At 61.1% G+C, this 16923-nt stretch carries 14 protein-coding genes; 6 read left to right on the plus strand and 8 right to left on the minus strand.

Annotated features, from left to right (window positions below; translation table 11 throughout):
• Window positions 1-86: 86 nt before the first annotated feature.
• Complete coding sequence (locus tag BSF40_RS27165) at window positions 87-752, minus strand: response regulator transcription factor (protein WP_095967612.1); 666 nt, start codon at window positions 750-752, stop codon at window positions 87-89.
• A gap of 204 nt (window positions 753-956) precedes the next feature.
• Here BSF40_RS27165 and BSF40_RS27170 point away from each other — a divergent pair, with 204 nt between their 5' ends.
• Both BSF40_RS27170 and BSF40_RS27175 read left to right on the plus strand, forming a co-directional pair.
• Window positions 957-1244, plus strand: coding sequence for a PilZ domain-containing protein (locus tag BSF40_RS27170; RefSeq protein WP_095967613.1), 288 nt, complete (start codon window positions 957-959; stop codon window positions 1242-1244).
• A gap of 89 nt (window positions 1245-1333) precedes the next feature.
• Window positions 1334-6781 (plus strand): S-layer family protein, encoded by a 5448-nt coding sequence (locus tag BSF40_RS27175; RefSeq protein ID WP_095967614.1) that lies wholly within the window; start codon window positions 1334-1336, stop codon window positions 6779-6781.
• Window positions 6782-7058: 277 nt separating this feature from the next.
• Here BSF40_RS27175 and BSF40_RS27180 read toward each other — a convergent pair whose 3' ends face one another.
• On the minus strand, window positions 7059-7760 hold the full coding sequence (locus BSF40_RS27180) for an EthD domain-containing protein (RefSeq protein WP_095967615.1): 702 nt from the start codon (window positions 7758-7760) through the stop codon (window positions 7059-7061).
• A gap of 326 nt (window positions 7761-8086) precedes the next feature.
• On the opposite strand from BSF40_RS27180, the gene BSF40_RS27185 reads away from it, so the two are divergent.
• Complete coding sequence (locus BSF40_RS27185) at window positions 8087-9001, plus strand: LysR family transcriptional regulator (RefSeq protein WP_095967616.1); 915 nt, start codon at window positions 8087-8089, stop codon at window positions 8999-9001.
• Here BSF40_RS27185 and BSF40_RS27190 read toward each other — a convergent pair.
• The 3 genes from BSF40_RS27190 to BSF40_RS27200 form a co-directional block, all read right to left on the minus strand.
• A complete protein-coding gene (locus tag BSF40_RS27190) occupies window positions 8991-9767 on the minus strand; it encodes a substrate-binding domain-containing protein (protein ID WP_095967617.1) in 777 nt (258 codons plus the stop codon). The genes BSF40_RS27185 and BSF40_RS27190 overlap by 11 nt on opposite strands.
• Before the next feature lie 26 nt (window positions 9768-9793).
• Window positions 9794-11098: an MFS transporter gene (locus tag BSF40_RS27195; protein ID WP_095967618.1), complete on the minus strand. Its 1305-nt coding sequence runs from the start codon at window positions 11096-11098 to the stop codon at window positions 9794-9796.
• Window positions 11099-11253: 155 nt separating this feature from the next.
• Complete coding sequence (locus BSF40_RS27200) at window positions 11254-12327, minus strand: sensor domain-containing diguanylate cyclase (RefSeq protein WP_095967619.1); 1074 nt, start codon at window positions 12325-12327, stop codon at window positions 11254-11256.
• A 173-nt stretch (window positions 12328-12500) separates the two neighbouring features.
• Here BSF40_RS27200 and BSF40_RS27205 point away from each other — a divergent pair, with 173 nt between their 5' ends.
• Window positions 12501-12839, plus strand: coding sequence for an FKBP-type peptidyl-prolyl cis-trans isomerase (locus BSF40_RS27205; protein ID WP_095967620.1), 339 nt, complete (start codon window positions 12501-12503; stop codon window positions 12837-12839).
• A gap of 19 nt (window positions 12840-12858) precedes the next feature.
• On the opposite strand, the gene BSF40_RS27210 is transcribed toward BSF40_RS27205, so the two are convergent.
• Together BSF40_RS27210 and BSF40_RS27215 are read right to left on the minus strand one after the other, a co-directional pair.
• Window positions 12859-13182: a protealysin inhibitor emfourin gene (locus BSF40_RS27210; RefSeq protein WP_095967621.1), complete on the minus strand. Its 324-nt coding sequence runs from the start codon at window positions 13180-13182 to the stop codon at window positions 12859-12861.
• Window positions 13179-14240, minus strand: coding sequence for a M4 family metallopeptidase (locus tag BSF40_RS27215; RefSeq protein WP_095967622.1), 1062 nt, complete (start codon window positions 14238-14240; stop codon window positions 13179-13181). The genes BSF40_RS27210 and BSF40_RS27215 overlap by 4 nt, the downstream gene beginning before the upstream one ends.
• Window positions 14241-14440: 200 nt before the next feature.
• On the opposite strand from BSF40_RS27215, the gene BSF40_RS27220 reads away from it, so the two are divergent.
• Window positions 14441-14917 carry an MEKHLA domain-containing protein gene (locus BSF40_RS27220; protein WP_095967623.1) on the plus strand — a complete coding sequence of 159 codons (477 nt, stop codon included), beginning with the start codon at window positions 14441-14443 and terminating at the stop codon, window positions 14915-14917.
• Window positions 14918-14924: 7 nt separating this feature from the next.
• Here the strand turns inward: BSF40_RS27220 and BSF40_RS27225 are convergent, their stop codons facing one another.
• Window positions 14925-16046, minus strand: coding sequence for a cytochrome P450 (locus tag BSF40_RS27225; protein ID WP_095967624.1), 1122 nt, complete (start codon window positions 16044-16046; stop codon window positions 14925-14927).
• Window positions 16047-16124: 78 nt separating this feature from the next.
• Here BSF40_RS27225 and BSF40_RS27230 point away from each other — a divergent pair, with 78 nt between their 5' ends.
• Window positions 16125-16898, plus strand: a complete 774-nt coding sequence (locus tag BSF40_RS27230; RefSeq protein ID WP_095967625.1) for a helix-turn-helix transcriptional regulator — start codon at window positions 16125-16127, stop codon at window positions 16896-16898.
• The last annotated feature ends 25 nt before the right edge of the window (window positions 16899-16923 follow it).

Here is a 16923-nt window from a genome sequence, read left to right on the forward strand (position 1 = left end):
TCCGGAAAGAATCGGCGAATGACCTGTGCTGGAGTTTCGGGGCAAGGTCAGGCTGCGGCAACACGCCCGGCGTGTTGCCGCAGTCCTCAGTCGCCAGTGGACAGCCCATGCTTGTGTGCATAAGCGTACAGATCTACGCGGTTTGTCAGGCCTAGCTTGCTGTAGATCGATGTCAAATGGTTGCGCAGCGTGTGCTCGCTGATGTGCAGTTTCTCGGCCACCAACTTGCCTGGCGCTGAGGGGTCGCGGGCCAGCGATGCAATGGTTTGCTGCTCGCGGCGCGTTAGCTTGGCGATTTTTTGTTGCTCCGGGTCTATTTCGCGCTCGGCTTTCTTGCGCGCCAGTTCAAGAAAGATACGGCTGGTGGCATTGCGGTCAATCCAGAGTTCGCCGTCATGCACTTTTTCTATGGCTTTGAGCAATGTTGATGCGGAGGCCGACTCCCGCTTATCCACCACGCCACGTGCGCCCGCCAGCACCGCACTGTCATGCAGCGCCACGTCGCTCGACCCTGTCACGACCAGAATCCTGGCTTTGGTCTGGTTGTGCAAGTCGGCCAGCGACTCGATACAGCCCTCGCTGTCCAGGTCCAGCACCACCACATCCGGCGCGTATTGGTGCGGCGAAAGCAGGTATTGCGCCACCGACGACACCGAACCCGCCAGCGCCAATCTTGGTCGAGCGCTTTCCACCAGACGCTCAAGGCCCCAGGCCACGAGCGGTAGAGCTACTAACAGAACTTGAATTGGCATGCGTGTCGCTGCCCCTTTAGGCGGGTTGTGTTAGCTGATCATGATAGCAATCGTTGCAGTCCTTAGTGTTTTCAATAGCGCTGCAGTCCCCCCCCTCCCATGACATTTGTCCCGTAAAACACTGTTTTGATGGGTGATTGACTCCCAGAAAAAAAGGGATAGCGCGCTCATGTAATAAACAGCGGTGGTTTTTAGACTGCCGACATGAAAGACACACACCGCATTGAGCCCCGTGAACAAGTCACCCTGTCGCTGCAACTGATCGGCGGGGGCAACGGTGTCACCCGTGACATCAGCGCCTCCGGTTTGTATTTCGAAACCGATAGCGAGCAGCAGGTGGGTAGCTTGATTGACTTCGAGATCGAGCTCGACACTCCCGGCGGCCCCATGAAGTTCAAGGCGCGAGGACAAATCGTGCGCATTGAGCCGCTGGGCGGCAGGGCCGGGGTGGGCGTGAAGCTACTGGCCAGCCGGCTGGTAGCGGTGGAGTGAAGTGTTTGTGGAGTGAGCAAGAATCGGCTTGCGGCTGTTGGCGGCCCACAGCGGTTTTTTGCTCTGAGTGACATTCTTGGGAGAAAGACATGGCTAGCACCACCACTACCAGCGGCGGAACCGTTACCTCGTTTTCCAACACGCCACAGGCGAAGGATGACGTCTTTACCACCACTGAAAATCTGCTGGGGGTCATGTATTGGGACGTCATGTCCAATGACCTCGGCGGTAACGCGAAGACACTCTGGTCACTCGACAACGCGGAAAGTTCTTCTACTACCACCAAGGTTTCTGCTCCGGCCGACCTCCTGACCCAGGATACGGCGAGGGCTGAGGGGACGAGTTCTGACACCAGTGCGAATGGTGCAAAGATCTGGATCACCCTGGACGGCAAGGTCGGCTACGACGCCGCTACTTTCACCCCTGCTTTCAAGGCACAACTCCAGGCGCTTGCTGCTGGCGAGGTCCTGACGGACAGCTTTACCTATGCGATGCGTCTGGGCAACGGCACGCTCAGTTGGGCCACCGCGACAGTGCAGTTCTCGGGCATGAATGATGGTGTGACGATCAGCCTCGGCGAGCAGGCCGGCATGGTGACCGAAGACGCCGACACCACTGCGAGCGCGACCGACTCGCTGACGGCCAGCGGCACCATTGTCTTTAACGACGTCGACCTGAGTGACACGCACATGGCGACGTTCGCACCGGCGGCGGGCAACGCTACTCATCTTGGTACGTTCGTGCTCTCACCGGTAAGCGAAGCCGCGAACGCGGCCAACGGTTCGGTGCAATGGACGTACAACCTGAGCAATGGGGCGGCGCAGTACCTGGCCCAGGGACAGACAGTTACCGAAACCTACCTGGTCACCATCAGCGATGGTCATGGTTCGTCGGCAACGCAGAATGTGACTATCACCATCACCGGCACCAACGATGGACCGACGGTGACGGCGGCAGAAGTTGAAAGCGGTGCGGTGACCGAAGACGGCACCACGCAGGCCAGCGGCAGCTTCGCCTTCGGCGACGTGGACCTGGCCGATGACGCCCATGTGGCCACCGTGAGCGCGCCGGTCGGTGCGCTGGGTACGCTGGTGGCCACTGTGAACGACGAGAGCACGGGCGACGCGGCGGGCAGCGTGGGCTGGAGCTATACGCTGAACAACAGCGCGGCGCAGTACCTGGCCGAGGGTCAGACCAAGACCGAAGTGTTCACGGTGACGCTGACCGACGACTTCGGGGCGACGGTGACCAAGGATGTGACGATCACCCTGACCGGCAGCAATGACGCGCCGGTGCTCAGTTTCGCGACGGGCAATGATGCCGGTGCGGTGCAGGAAGACATCAAACTCAGCGTCAGCGGCCAGTTCAGCTCGGCCGACATCGATCACGACGCGACGGCGACCTGGAGCATCAATGGCTCGCCAACCGGCACCTACGGCTCGATCTCCGTCGACAACAGCGGCCAGTGGACCTACACGCTGGCCAACGGCACCGATGGCGTTGCCAGTGCGGTGCAGTCACTGAAGGCGGGCGAGAGTCACAACGAAGTGTTCAGCGTGCAGGTCAGCGATGGCCTCGGCGGTGTCGACACCCAACTGGTGACTATCACCGTCACCGGCAGCAACGACGCCGCCGTGCTGTCCTCGGCCAGCGTTACGCTGAGCGAAACCAATGCTCCGCTAACCACCGGCGGCAGCCTGACCATTAGCGATATTGACAGCCCGCAAAGCTTCCAGGCGCAGTCCAACACCGCCGGCAGCTACGGCCTGTTCTCCATCGGCACCGGCGGTGCCTGGACCTACGTCGCCGACTCCGCGCACAACGAGTTCGCCGCCGGCACCACCTACACCGACACCTTCGCGGTGAGCAGTGCCGATGGCACCCTCACTTCGGTCACCGTGAATATCCTCGGCACCAACGATGCGGCCGTGCTGTCCGCCGACATCGCCCACCTCACCGAGACCAATGCCGCCGTCGACATTTCCACCACCGGCACCCTGACCATCAGCGACGTCGACAGCGCCACAACCTTCGTCGCCCAAACCAACACCGCCGGCAGCTACGGCCAGTTCTCCATCGACACCGACGGTGCCTGGACCTACGTCGCCAGCTCCGCGCACAACGAGTTCGCCGCCGGCACCACCTACACCGACACCTTCGCGGTGAGCAGTGCCGATGGCACCCTCACTTCGGTCACCGTGAATATCCTCGGCACCAATGATGCGGCCGTGCTGTCCGCCGACATCGCCCACCTCACCGAGACTAATGCCGCCGTCGACATTTCCACCACCGGCACCCTGACCATCAGCGACGTCGACAGCGCCACCACCTTCGTCGCCCAAACCAACACCGCCGGCAGCTACGGCCTGTTCTCCATCGGCACCGGCGGTGCCTGGACCTACGTCGCCAGCTCCGCCCACAACGAATTCGCCGCCGGCACCACCTACACCGACACCTTCGCGGTGAGCAGTGCCGACGGCACCCTCACTTCGGTCACCGTGAATATCCTCGGTACCAATGATGCGGCCGTGCTGTCCGCCGACATCGCCCACCTCACCGAGACTAATGCCGCCGTCGACATTTCCACCACCGGTACCCTGACCATCAGCGACGTCGACAGCGCCGCCACCTTCGTCGCCCAAACCAACACCGCCGGCAGCTACGGCCAGTTCTCCATCGGCACCGACGGTGCCTGGACCTACGTCGCCAGCTCCGCCCACAACGAGTTCGCCGCCGGCACCACCTACACCGACACCTTCGCGGTGAGCAGTGCCGATGGCACCCTCACTTCGGTCACCGTGAATATCCTCGGCACCAATGATGCGGCCGTGCTGTCCGCCGACATCGCCCACCTCACCGAGGCTAATGCCGCCGTCGACATTTCCACCGCCGGTACCCTGACCATCAGCGACGTCGACAGCGCCACCACCTTCGTCGCCCAAACCAACACCGCCGGCAGCTACGGCCAGTTCTCCATCGGCACCGGCGGTGCCTGGACCTACGTCGCCGACTCCGCCCACAACGAGTTCGCCGCCGGCACCACCTACACCGACACCTTCGCGGTGAGCAGTGCCGATGGCACCCTCACTTCGGTCACCGTGCATATCGCCGGCAGCAACGACTCACCGACGATCACCTCCAACGGTGGCGGTGCGACGGCTTCGATCAATGTGGCGGAGAACACCACGGCGGTCTCGACAGTGGCGGCGACCGATGCTGATCTACCAGCGCAGACGCTGAGCTACTCGATCCTGAATACGGCCGGGACGGACTTCAGCAAGTTCTCGATCAGTTCGAGTGGGGTGCTGACGTTCAATTCGGCGCCCGATTACGAGAGTCCCCAGGATGTCGGTGGTACCGATGGCGACAACGCCTACGTTGTGGATGTTCAGGTGGCCGACGCCAGTGGCGGAATCGATACGCAGACGATTACGGTAAACGTGCAGAACGTCGTTGAAACTCCGATTGATACAACACCGCCAGCTTCACCGACTGGGCTGACTTACAACAACTCCGGTACAAACCATAAGCTTTCAGGGAGCGCCGAAGCCAATTCATTCATTAAGGTTTACCTGGACAATGGCAATGGCGTGTTTGGCGCCGGCGACACAGAAATTGGGACCGGAACGACCAATACCGGCGGTCAATTCGCCAATATTGATTTGGCTGGCAAGTTTACGGGTACCAAGACGCTATTTGTCACGGCTATGGACGCGGCAGGCAACGTTAGTGCTGCAACAAGCATTAGCCTGACTTACCCTGCGGGAGTGTCCGGAGAAGCAATTAACCTTGCGATTGCTGATCCATCGGCAGGCCTGAGCGATAGCTTTGTTGTCACAATTGCCGACGTTCCGTCAAATTGGACTCTAAACGCCGGAATCAACAACGGCGACGGCACCTGGACCGTGCAGACCAGCGATCCCGGAGCATTGACCGTGACAACACCAGAAGGCTTCGCGGGCGCTGCGGTACTCCACATCAACATGACCTGGACTAACGCCGACGGCAGTGTGGGCAGTTCCTATGTATTCAATAACGTCGAGGCCTTTGCCCCCGACACGCCGATCTTCGCCCTGTCCGCTGACGACAACCTGACCGGTTCGTCCGGTACCGACACCTTCGTCTTCGCCCAGCCGATCGGCAACAATCAGATCTACAGTTTCGATGCCACGGCAGACAAGATCGACATGATCGGCTTCACGGGCGTCACCGGCTTTGCTGACTTGAGTATCACTAACGACGCCAATGGCAATGCATTGGTCAGCATAAGCTCGGGTCAGACGGTCACCCTGAAAGGTGTCGATGCCGCGAACTTGAGCGAAGCGAACTTCCAGTTCGATGTCGATCCGCTCACCAACAACGCCGGCACCCTCACCATTGCCGACGGCGCGATCATGCCGTTCGGTGGCAGCATCCATAACAGCGGCACCATCGAGCTCGGCTCCAGCGGCAACGAGACCAGCCTTGAGATTCTGTTCCGTGGCGCGACCTTGACCGGTGGCGGCCAGGTGCTGCTATCCGACAACGCGCAAAACGTGATTTTCGGCGGCAGCGCCGACACGGTACTCACCAATGCCGACAACACCATCTCGGGCGCCGGTCAGTTGGGGGCGGGGCAGATGATGCTGGTCAACTCGGGCCTGATCCTTGCCGGCGGCGTCAATGCGCTGGTGATCGATACCGGCAGTAGCGCCGTCACCAACACGGGGGTGCTGCAAGCCAGTGGCAGCGGCGGATTGGTGATTGAAAGTGCGCTGGTCAACAGCGGTAGCCTGTGGGCGAACGATGGCAATATCACCATCCACGGAGATGCCCAAGGCGCGGGAAGCGCGACTATCAGCGGTTCGGCGATGCTGGAATTCGGTGCTGCCTCCGATCAGCATGTGACGTTTGACAGCGGCGCGGCAGGCACGCTCAAGCTTGATGTGTCGACGGCGTTCAGTGGCAGCGTCAGCGGTTTTGCCGCAGGTGACAAGCTGGACTTTGGCGATATTGCGTTCGGCGCCGATACGCAGATCACTTATGCAGCGAATGACACAGGCACCGGCGGCCTGCTGATGGTGAGTGACGGCGCACATGCGGCGCAGATCGCGCTGAATGGCCAATACGCAGCGGCCGGTTTGCAGGCGAACGCCGAGGGCAGCGGCAGTGAGCTGGCCTACGATGCCGCGGCGGCAAACCACAGGATGCTGGGCGGTCTGGCCAACGACACACTGGTCGGCGGTGCGGGTGACGATCTGTTCCTTGGCGGGCAGGGCAACGACACGCTCTACGGCGGCCTCGGCAACGATACCTTCATGTTTGCTGCGGCAGGCTTCGGCAACGACTCGATCCAGGACTTCGACATCAATTCGAGCGGAGAGCAGGACTTGCTCAATATTGCGGGGACGGGGATCAACAGCGAGACGTTCGCTGCCAACGTGAGCATTGCCGCTGACGGGGCGGACACGGTGATCGGGATCGGCGTGGACTCTATTCGCCTTGTCGGGGTCAGCAGTGCAGGTATCGATCAGGCGGACTTTATCCTGGCGGTATAATGCTTTTGCTGCCGGCCGCTCGTTGCTACGCGGTTGCAGGCCCCATCGCGGTTAAATCCACGACGGGGTCTGTAGGAGGTATTTTCAAGAACCTCGATGTGCGTTGACTGACTTGCTCAGCGCGTGAAGCGGCCATCCCATTGACGTCGGCAAAGGGGTTTCGATAACCCCCTCACTTTGGGGCAGCTCGTAATTTGGCACGACTACGTCGTCACCCCCTGTTGCAGTAGTCTGAATAAGGCTGTGATCCGGGGGCACGCTTGGCGATTACCCGGTCCTACAGACAGTACTGGCTGGTAGGCAGCACGTCGATCTTGTCGAAATCGATGAATCGGCTGCAGCTGTCCATCATCGTCGCCAGGTTACGCTGGAATTTCGCTTCGTCGCCCACTGCATCGAAAAAGGCCCGGGGATCGGTCATGGCAGCGGGTGGGAAACATTCTTCGACTATGGCATCGATCCTTGGCGCACCGTGCGACAGCGCCAACACCACCAGGTTTTGCACGTATTGGAAGTTGTCCTGCGTGTCTACGGCCACCTCAGTGTGATGGTTGCGCCAGATGTCCAGCCAGGCTTCGGGCGTCAGACGCGGAGGTCGGGTCAGCAGGGCCAACTGGGCGAACCCGTGAGTACGTTCACCGGGCGTTGAAGGGAAGCGAGTATTGGCGATGGCTACCGACTCGCATACCAGGTAGGCAGCCATGCGTGCCGTTGCGGCCGTGATGACGCTGTCGAAAGGACGACGGGCGGGCCCGTTGGCACTGTCCAGCCACAGCGACAGGCTGGCATCGGGCAGTGGTCGGTTGTTTTCCTGGCGCAGTCCGGCTGCGGGCTGCACATCGGCATCGGACAGGTTCAATTGCACACCACAGGCACCGAGTGCCAACAATTGCCCGGCGACTTCACTGCGCAGGCGATGGGTGAAGGTATCAGGACTGACTTGAGTATCACGCCACAGCAGATAGATGACTTTTTCCATAGCTATCAAGCGCCTCGTTGGGATTGTTGGATGAAGCAACCGTGCAGACACGTGGGGAAAATACGGGCTTCATGGTTGATCAAACTCAGCCCTCGGTAATACCTCAAACAGACTATTCAACAAAAAAACAGGCGGGGAGATGCCGGCGCTTTGGGTTCGGGCGCACGTTCGACTGTCCGCTTCTGGCTGTGGATTCAATCGATCGAGCTTCTGCTGCGCGTCATGTGTACCCAGTGAACATGACCGGCTCAGCCCATAAAGCTTTGCATCAATTGGTTACATTCATAGAATAAGCTGATCAATCTGCCTCGTTTCCGGGTAACGCCATGGCGATCAACTTCGACCTCAATGACCTGCAAGCCTTCCGTGCCGTGGTCGAGCAGGGCAGCTTTCGCAAGGCCGCCGATGCAGTGCGCATTTCCCAGCCCGCCTTGAGCCGGCGGATCGAAAAACTCGAAGATGCCCTTGGCGTGCGCCTGTTCGAGCGCACCACGCGCAAGGTCAGCCTGACCCAGGCCGGACGGGGTTTCATGCCCAGCGTCGAGCGCCTGCTGGACGATCTGGACGTGGCATTGCTGGGCATCAGCGAAGTCGCTTCGACCCGGCTCGGCCATGTCACGGTCGCCTGTGTACCCTCGGCGGCTTATTACTTCATGCCGCGGGTGATCGCGCACTATCACCGGCAGTTTCCGCGGATCAAGGTCAAGGTGCTGGACTCCAGCGCCCACGACGTCTTGAGCGCGGTGGTCAATGGCGAAGCGGATTTCGGCCTGAGCTTCATGGGCACGCTGGAGGCCGAAGTGGATTTCGAGCCCCTGGTGCAGGAAGGGTATGTCGTGGCGTGCCGGCGCGATCATCCGCTGGCGGGGCGAAGCAGTGTCACTTGGGATGAGTTCTATCGGCAGGATTACATCTCCCTGGATAAAACCTCGGGCAACCGCTTTCTGCTGGATCAGGCACTGACTGGCGTGGTGCCGCAGCGGTCGAGTATTTGTGAAACCCGTCATGTGACCACCATGATCGGTCTGGTGGAGGCCGGGTTGGGCGTGGCGGCGGTGCCGTTGATGGCGATGCCGGCGGCGGATCATCCGATCCTGACGCGGGTGCCGCTGACCGATCCGCAAGTGATGCGCAGCGTCGGTCTGATCAAGCGCCGGGGTCGAACCCTGACCCCGGCGGCATTGGAGCTGGAACGGCTGGTGGTGGAGATGAAAGTCCTGCAGCCGTCGGTCAACGACTGACAGAGTCCAGTCCGGTCGCCTTCACATCCGGTTGAGCCTGGGTCGAGGCCAGGTATTCCAGCAAGGCCTTGGCTTCGGCCGGGTGCTGTGCCCCTACCGGGATGCCGGCGGCAAACCGGGTCACCGATTGCACGGACTCCGGAATCTTCGCCACGAAACTGACCCCCGGCACCGGCAACAATTCGCTGACCTGCTGAAAGCCCAGTTGATAGTCGCCGGTGGCAACCACGGAGCCCACGGGGATTTTCGCCACCATGGTCGATTTGCGCTTGAGCTGGTCTTCGATCCCCAGGCGCTTGAACAGCTGCTGCTCGATGTACACGCCGCTGGCACTGTCGGAGTAGGCCACCGATTTCGCCTCGAGCAATGTCTTTTTCAGGCCCTCGACAGTGCTGATGTCCGGTTTCGGTGCACCTTCGCGCACGACCAGGCCAATGCGCGAATCCGCCAGTTCGACCCGTGAAGCAGGGTCGACCTTGCCTTGTTTGATCAGGTCGTCCAGTGCGTAGCCGACCATGATCACCACGTCCGCTTGCTCACCCCGGGCCAGGCGATTGGGAATCGCTTCCGGCGCCTTGCCCATGGAGGGACCGAGCGCGGTGTCGAGCGTGTTGCCGGTGGCGGCGGCGAACTTCGGGCCGAGGATCTTGTAGGCCGCCGTGAAGCCGCCGGAGGTCATCACACGGATCTCTTCGGCCCGAGCCAGGTTGCTCAGGCTAAAGGTGGCGACCAACACTAGGGCAGCGAATTTGAACGGTTTTTTCATGCTCAGGTTCTCGATAAAGGGCAGGTTCACGACGCCACTGGTTGCAGATGATTCGAGGCGCGGCGATAGAGCATGAGCGTCGCGCACAGCGCGCACAGTGCTGCAAAGCTCATCCAGTAGCCTGGCGCCGCCTTGTCGCCGGTGTACTGGATCAGCAAGGTCGACATCGCTGGCGTGAACCCGCCGAACACGGCCGTGGCCAGGCTATAGGCGAGGGAGAAACCGGCCACCCGGACCTCCACGGGCATGATCTCCGTCAGCGCCGGGATCATCGCGCCGTTGTACAGGCCGTAGATGAACGACAGCCACAACAGCACCAGCAGCATGTGGATGAAGCTGGGCGCGTTCACCAGGTAGGTCAGCACCGGGTAAGTGGTGGCGATGGCCAGCAAGGCCATGGCGATCAACACCGGGCGTCGACCGATGCGGTCCGAGAGTGCGCCGCCAATCGGCAGCCAGATGAAATTCGAAACACCCACCAGCAATGTCACCAGCAGCGCATCGGACGTGCTCAGGTGCAGGACGGTTTTACCGAAGGTCGGTGCGTACACCGTGATCAGGTAGAAGGCGGTGGTGGTCAGGGCGACCATCATCATGCCGGCGAACACGATCAGCCAGTTTTGCCCCAGGGTGCGGAACACCTCACCCATGCTCGGGCGGTGTTTACGGGTGGCGAACTCTTCGGTTTCTTCCAGGTTGCGGCGCAGCAGGAAGATGAAGGGCACGATCATGCAGCCGACGAAGAACGGAATCCGCCAGCCCCAATCGGCAATCACACTCGGCGCCATCCACTGGTTCAAGGCATAACCCAGTGCGGCGGCGACGATGATCGCCACTTGCTGGCTGCCCGACTGCCAACTGGTGAAAAAGCCCTTGTGGCCGGGTGTGGCGATCTCGGCGAGATACACCGACACACCGCCCAGTTCAGCACCGGCGGAAAAGCCCTGCAGCAGCCGCCCGATCAGCACAAGGACCGGGGCGAACAAACCGATGGTCTCGTAACCGGGCACCAGCACAATCAGGATGGTGCCGCTGGCCATGATCGACAGGGTCACGATCAAGCCTTTGCGTCGACCCACATCATCGATGTAGGCACCCAGCACCACGGCGCCCAATGGACGCATCAGGAAGCCTGCACCGAACACGGCGAAGGTCATCATCAGCGAGGCGAATTCGCTGCTGGCCGGAAAGAACACGGCAGCGATCTGCGTGGCATAGAAACCAAAAAGGAAGAAGTCGAACTGTTCGAGGAAGTTGCCCGAGGTGACCCGGAAAATCGCGCTGGCCCGGGAGCGACCGGCAGTCGCGGGCTGTTGGATTGATGCTGTCATTGACCTGTACTCCACCGCTTTTATGACGTGCGCCGGCTGGACGCGGCGCACGGTTGTTATTGGGGCGGATAGTGGAGCAGGGGCATCGATATGTTAATTGCATTGTTGGCATGCATTGATGTGCAAAGCGGATCAATGCATGCCAGGAGCAAACGCTATTCGCTGTGTGCCCGCACAATGCTCTCGGTGCCCAACCGATATTGATTGTTCCCGCTGCGCTTGGCTTCATACATCGCCAGGTCGGCAATGTGCAGCAAGCGGTCGATGCTTGACGCATGATCGGGGAACACGGCGACGCCCAGGCTGGTGCCGATGTGGCGCTGGTCGTTGCCGATGGTGACGGGCGGGGAGAGTTCGACGAGGATTTTCTGGCAGAGGGTGCGCACTTCGTCCTGCAGATTTTCGCCTTGGGGCAAGTCCTGGAGGATGACCACGAATTCGTCGCCACCGATCCGCGCGACGGTGTCGGTGCCGCGCAGAATGCGCTTGAGCCGGGTGGCGGTGGTGACCAGCACGCGGTCGCCGGCCGCATGGCCATAGCGGTCATTGATGGCCTTGAAACCATTAAGATCGACAAACACCAGCGCCACCCGCGTGGCGCTGGCGCGCGCCTGCTCCAGCGCTTCGCACAGGCGCTCTTCGAGCACCAGGCGATTGGGCAGACCGGTCAGCGGGTCGTAATGGGCCAGGTGCTTGAGGTAGTTGGCCGAGGCCTTTTCTTCGGTGATGTCGCGTACCACGCCCATCATCTTGATCGTTTCGTCGTGGTCATTCTTGACCACGTTGCCGGTTTCCCGCAGCCAGCGGATCGTGCCGTCGGGCCAGACCACGCGGTATTCCTCATCATGGTTTTCGCCGGTTTCCAGGCAACGCAGTTCGCCGGCCCGGACCCTCAGCCGGTCGTCAGGATGCACGCAGGAGCAGAACAGGGCGTAGGAGGGCGTCACTTCGCCGATCTTGAACCCGAACATGCCGAAAATCGCGTCGGACCAGTACAGGTGGTCGGTGTCGACATCCCAATCCCAGGTGCCGATGCGAGCGAAATACTGGCTGCGCTTGAAGCGCTCGGCGTCGCCAGCCTGATGGATGTTCCGGCCTTCGGACAGGCTGTTGATGATCGCGCGGTACTGCGCCAGTTGCTTGTGCTGCGAGCGTTCGCGCCAGACCAGCGCGACGATCAGGGTGAGCGTCATTGAACCAAGGATGACGCTGGTCCAGAGCAGGATCATTCGGGCATGGCCATCAGGGCGTTGAACCGTACGGGTAATCGTTGATTATTTTAGTTCAGCAAACCGCTTTAAACGCAGCGCGCGGAGACGGCAAGGGTTGCCAATCACGGGCAAATCTGGGAAAACGGCGCCCATCAGGCCCTTGAGGGCGAGTGAGCATACGAGTGAATTCAATGAATGACGAGCTTCAGATAATCGATCTGCAGTTGGGTGACGGAAAAGCCGCGGTAAAAGGCGCGTTGATCACCACCCAGTACCGTGGCTGGCTGGAGGACGGAACCGAATTCGATTCGTCCTACAGCCGGGGCAAACCCTTCCAGTGCGTGATCGGCACCGGGCGGGTCATCAAGGGCTGGGACCAGGGCATCCTGGGCATGCAGGTCAGTGGCAAGCGCAAGTTGCTGGTACCGGCGCACCTGGCCTATGGCGAACGCAGCATGGGCAAGATCACGCCGAATTCGAACCTGATCTTCGAAATTGAATTGCTGGAAGTGCTGACGCGGGATGATTGACCGGTGGGGGCGGGGAGATCTACAGCAACTGCCCCGTGTCCCAAAGATGGACCAGCTCTCCCGGTGCCTGGTCCTCCGGCACTTTAAGCACCATCCGGTCTTCCTGCTCGCCTGACCGATAGTTCACCTCTATCTGGTAAAAGCGCTGGTCGCCACGCCCGGATACCGTGCTGTCCAGGGTCAGGCAACCCTCCAGTACCGAACAGATGCGGGTGCGCTGGCTGATGTCGCATTGCGCAAACTCAATTTCCCGAGGGCGGCTCAAGGCGTGGATCGCCGCGAAACCACCCTGGCGGGAGAGGCGAACCCGGGCGTCTTCGCCCAATGCAGGCAGGGTTTTCATAGGGTCTCCGTGATTTCGATGCCCGTTTGAGCCCAGCCCTGGCGCACGGCCTCGACTTCTCGCGCACCGAAGCGTTGGGCGGCATGGTCGACGGTCAGCCGGGCGAAGGCATCGAAATCGGCGTCCGGATTCAGGCGTTTGTCGCACAGGGCGTCGTACCAGATCACCCCGGCTTTCTTCCAGGCGAACCCGCCAAGCGCTCTGGCCGCCAGATAAAACGCGCGATTGGGGATGCCGGAATTAATGTGCACACCACCATTGTCCTCCTGGGTGATGACGAATTCACGCATGTGATCCGGTTGCGGATCCTTGCCCAACAGCGGATCGTCGTAGGCCGTGCCCGGGTGGGACATCGAGCGCAGGCCTCTGCCATTGATCTTTGGCGTCAGCAAGTCAGCCCCGATCAGCCAGTCCGCCTGCTCGACGGTGTGGCCAAGGACGAACTGCTTGGTGAGGATGCCGAACACATCCGACAGCGACTCGTTCAAGGCCCCGGACTGGTTGGCGTAGATCAGCCCGGCCGTGCTTTCGGTCACGCCATGGGCCAGTTCATGGGCGACCACATCCAGCGAGCGGGTGAAGCGCTGGAAAATTTCCCCGTCACCATCACCAAAGACCATTTGCGCACCATTCCAGAAGGCGTTTTCATATCCCTGGCCATAATGCACGCTGCCGACCAAGGCAAATCCCTTGTTATCGATCGAGTCGCGGCGCAGCACCTTCCAGAAGAAATCATAGCTGGCTCCCAGTGCGTCGTAAGCTTCATCGACGGCCGCATCGCCTGTGGCCGGCTGGCCTTCCATTCGCACCGGCATACCCGGCAACAGCATTTTGTTCTGGGCGTCGTGCAGGCTGCGCTGGACCACTCCCGGCTTTCCGGGCGGCGGCAGAATCGCCCGCTCCGGCGGCCGCGAAGGTGGCCCGGGATTGGGCAGCAGGTTTTGCACATGATGCAGGGTGATCATCGCCGCCGTGCGCTGCGGTTCTGAGCCGTGGGCGATGATGCGGTTGAGAATGTAGGGCGGGATAAAACTGCGCAGTGCTGGTGAGTCGTTCATCCGTGCATCCCTGGCGTGACAGCGGTCGATACTGATGTGATCCGGGCACCGCGCGTTCGGTTCCGTACCGGGTCCATGTGCGAGCGGGTTCGCGATATCGACACGTCAGTCAACAATGATGTTGAATAGCACGCCATCGTCGCGAGCCCGCTCGCTCACACAGGTTTTGTGTTTGAACTCACCCGCCGTACAGGAAGCCCATGTCGCCAGCCAATGAATTTCTGGAGATGGTTCAACAGCTGGATGTCGCTTACCGGCACTGGACCGGTGCGCGCTTGCCGGCTCCGCAATCGCTGAGCGAAGACGAGCGCCTGGCCTGGCTGCATGCTCACGCGCCTTTTGCTTTGCTGGCCCATGGCACCGAGGCCGATCCGCTGTTTTATTACGCCAACGAGCAGGCCCTCGCCAGTTTCAAGTACCCGCGCGAGCAGTTCATCGGCATGCCTTCGCGTTTCAGTGCATCACCGCTGGACCGGGACATGCGCCAGGCGCTTCTGGAGCAGGTCACGGCCCATGGCATTGCCCATGGCTACAGTGGCTATCGGGTGGATCGGCAGGGCAATGCCTTCATGATTCATGAAGGCAAGGTGTGGACGCTGGTTGATCAGCAGGGTGTGCGTTTGGGGCAGGCGGCGTTGTTCTGGCCGGATGCTGCACGGGTTGGGCAGTTGGACTGATCGTCGATCAAGCCACTGGCCAATCCCTGAACAGCGGAATTCGTCCATTCGCGGACGGGCGGTAGTCCCAGGTCAGGCGGTCCAGTCCCGGCTTCAGCACCAGAATGTGCCGGATGGTAGCGCCGGCAATGCTCAACGCCAGAGTCTGTCCCGGACATTGATGGCGCCCCGCACCAAAAGTGAAGCTGCGCCGGTTCGGGCGGCCGAGCAGGAGCGCGTCGGGGTTGTCGTTGAGCTGTGGGTCGCGATTGGCCGAGGCCAGCAGCACCAGGATCATGTCCCCGGCATTCAGCCTTGCGCCGTCGATTTCGCAGGGGGCGGCGACGAAGCGGCGGGTGCTCTGTACCGGCGGGTCAAAGCGCTGCACTTCGGCCAGCAGATCTTCGACATGGGGTGATTGGCTGAGTAACGTCGGGTGTTGAATCAATGCCAGCACAGCGTTGCCGATCAGCCCGGCCGTGGCGTCGAACGTCTGGGAAAACAGGCCGATCAGGTTGGCGATCAGCATTTGCGGTGCACCGCCGGTGAAGCGCTGGCGGATGCCTGCAAGCAGACGGCTGTGGTTGTCCGGGTCAGCCAAAAGCTCGACACAATAACCGCTCAGTTGTTCGGCGGCGGCATGGGCGGCGGACAGCTGTGCCGAGGTACTCAAGGGCGACAGGCAAGCCACGAAGTCCGCCGTCAGTTCACTGATGATTCGGCCCTGAGCCGGAGTGAATCCCAGCAACGCCGCCACCACGCACACTGGCCCACGGAACATGGCGTTGTACAGGCCGACGGCGTCGGCGGAGATCAACCGGGCGCTGACCAGACTCTCGACTTCCCGCGTATCGATCAACTCCAGCCCCGGCGCAATCGCCGACCGTGGGTATTGCTGGCGCTCACCCTCATTCATGCGCATCAACTGGCCGAACACCTGGCCGGTCAGGCCATCGGCAATCGCCCTGGGGACTGGCTCCTGCGCGGGGCGAACCTGGCAATCGGCATGCGCCAGCACGGCAGCCACCGCCCGGGCGCTGCTGGCCACCCACATGTTCAGCTGCGGATGAAAAGCGAGCCCGCCCTCGGCACGCAGTTGTGCGTAGTAGGGATAAGGATCGGCATGGGTCGCAGCGATGATCGGGTCCATGGTTACAGCCTTTTGTTGTTGGAAAGTGTTGCTACTATCTCCAGTCCGAAAGAGCGTTGATTCGTCCGGGAGCGAAATATGAGCGCAGAACAGCACGACATCGGTGTCTCGCAAGTGGCGGCCGCTATCGCGGAGCCTGCACGGACGAAAATCCTTTGCTCGCTGATGGACGGTCACGCTCGCACCAGCACCGAACTCGCGGCCGTGGCCGAAGTCAGCGCGTCGACTGCCAGTGCCCACCTGGGCAAACTCAAGGAGATGGCGCTGATACGGCTGCACGTTCAGGGGCGTCACCACTATTACAGCCTGGCGGACAAACGTGTGGCCCAGGTCCTGGAAGCGCTGATGGTGATCGGCCAGAACAGCGCGCCGAGCTTCCAGTCGCGTACCCCGGATCGCCTGCAGTTTGCCCGCACCTGCTACGACCATATGGCGGGAACCCTGGCCGTGCTGTTGCATGACCGGATGCTCGAAGCGGGCTGGCTGGAGGAAACCGACGAACAGGCCTATCGCTTGAGTGACAGTGGTTCGGCAATGTTTCAGGGGCTAGGCATTGAAGTGCAGGATCTGAGTACGCTGCGCCGCCGTTTTGCCTGCCCGTGCCTGGACTGGAGCATGCGCCGGCCGCACCTGGGTGGATCACTAGGGGCGGCGTTGTTGCAAACGGCGCTCAAGCGCAAATGGGTGACCCAGGATCTGGACAGTCGGGCGTTGGCGTTGACGGCGTTGGGGCGCAAGGAGATGGCGGGGCGGTTTGGGCTTGAGTTGCCGCTGCTGGTTGAAGGCAATGGCAAAAGATTACCAATCGCGGCAGCGCCGACCACACCAGGTGCATCCATTAACGATCAATAGCATTTTTCCGGTTGCTTCTGTGGTG

This window comes from Pseudomonas sp. ACN5 (assembly GCF_002303975.1).
Classification (GTDB): domain Bacteria; phylum Pseudomonadota; class Gammaproteobacteria; order Pseudomonadales; family Pseudomonadaceae; genus Aquipseudomonas; species Aquipseudomonas laurylsulfatiphila.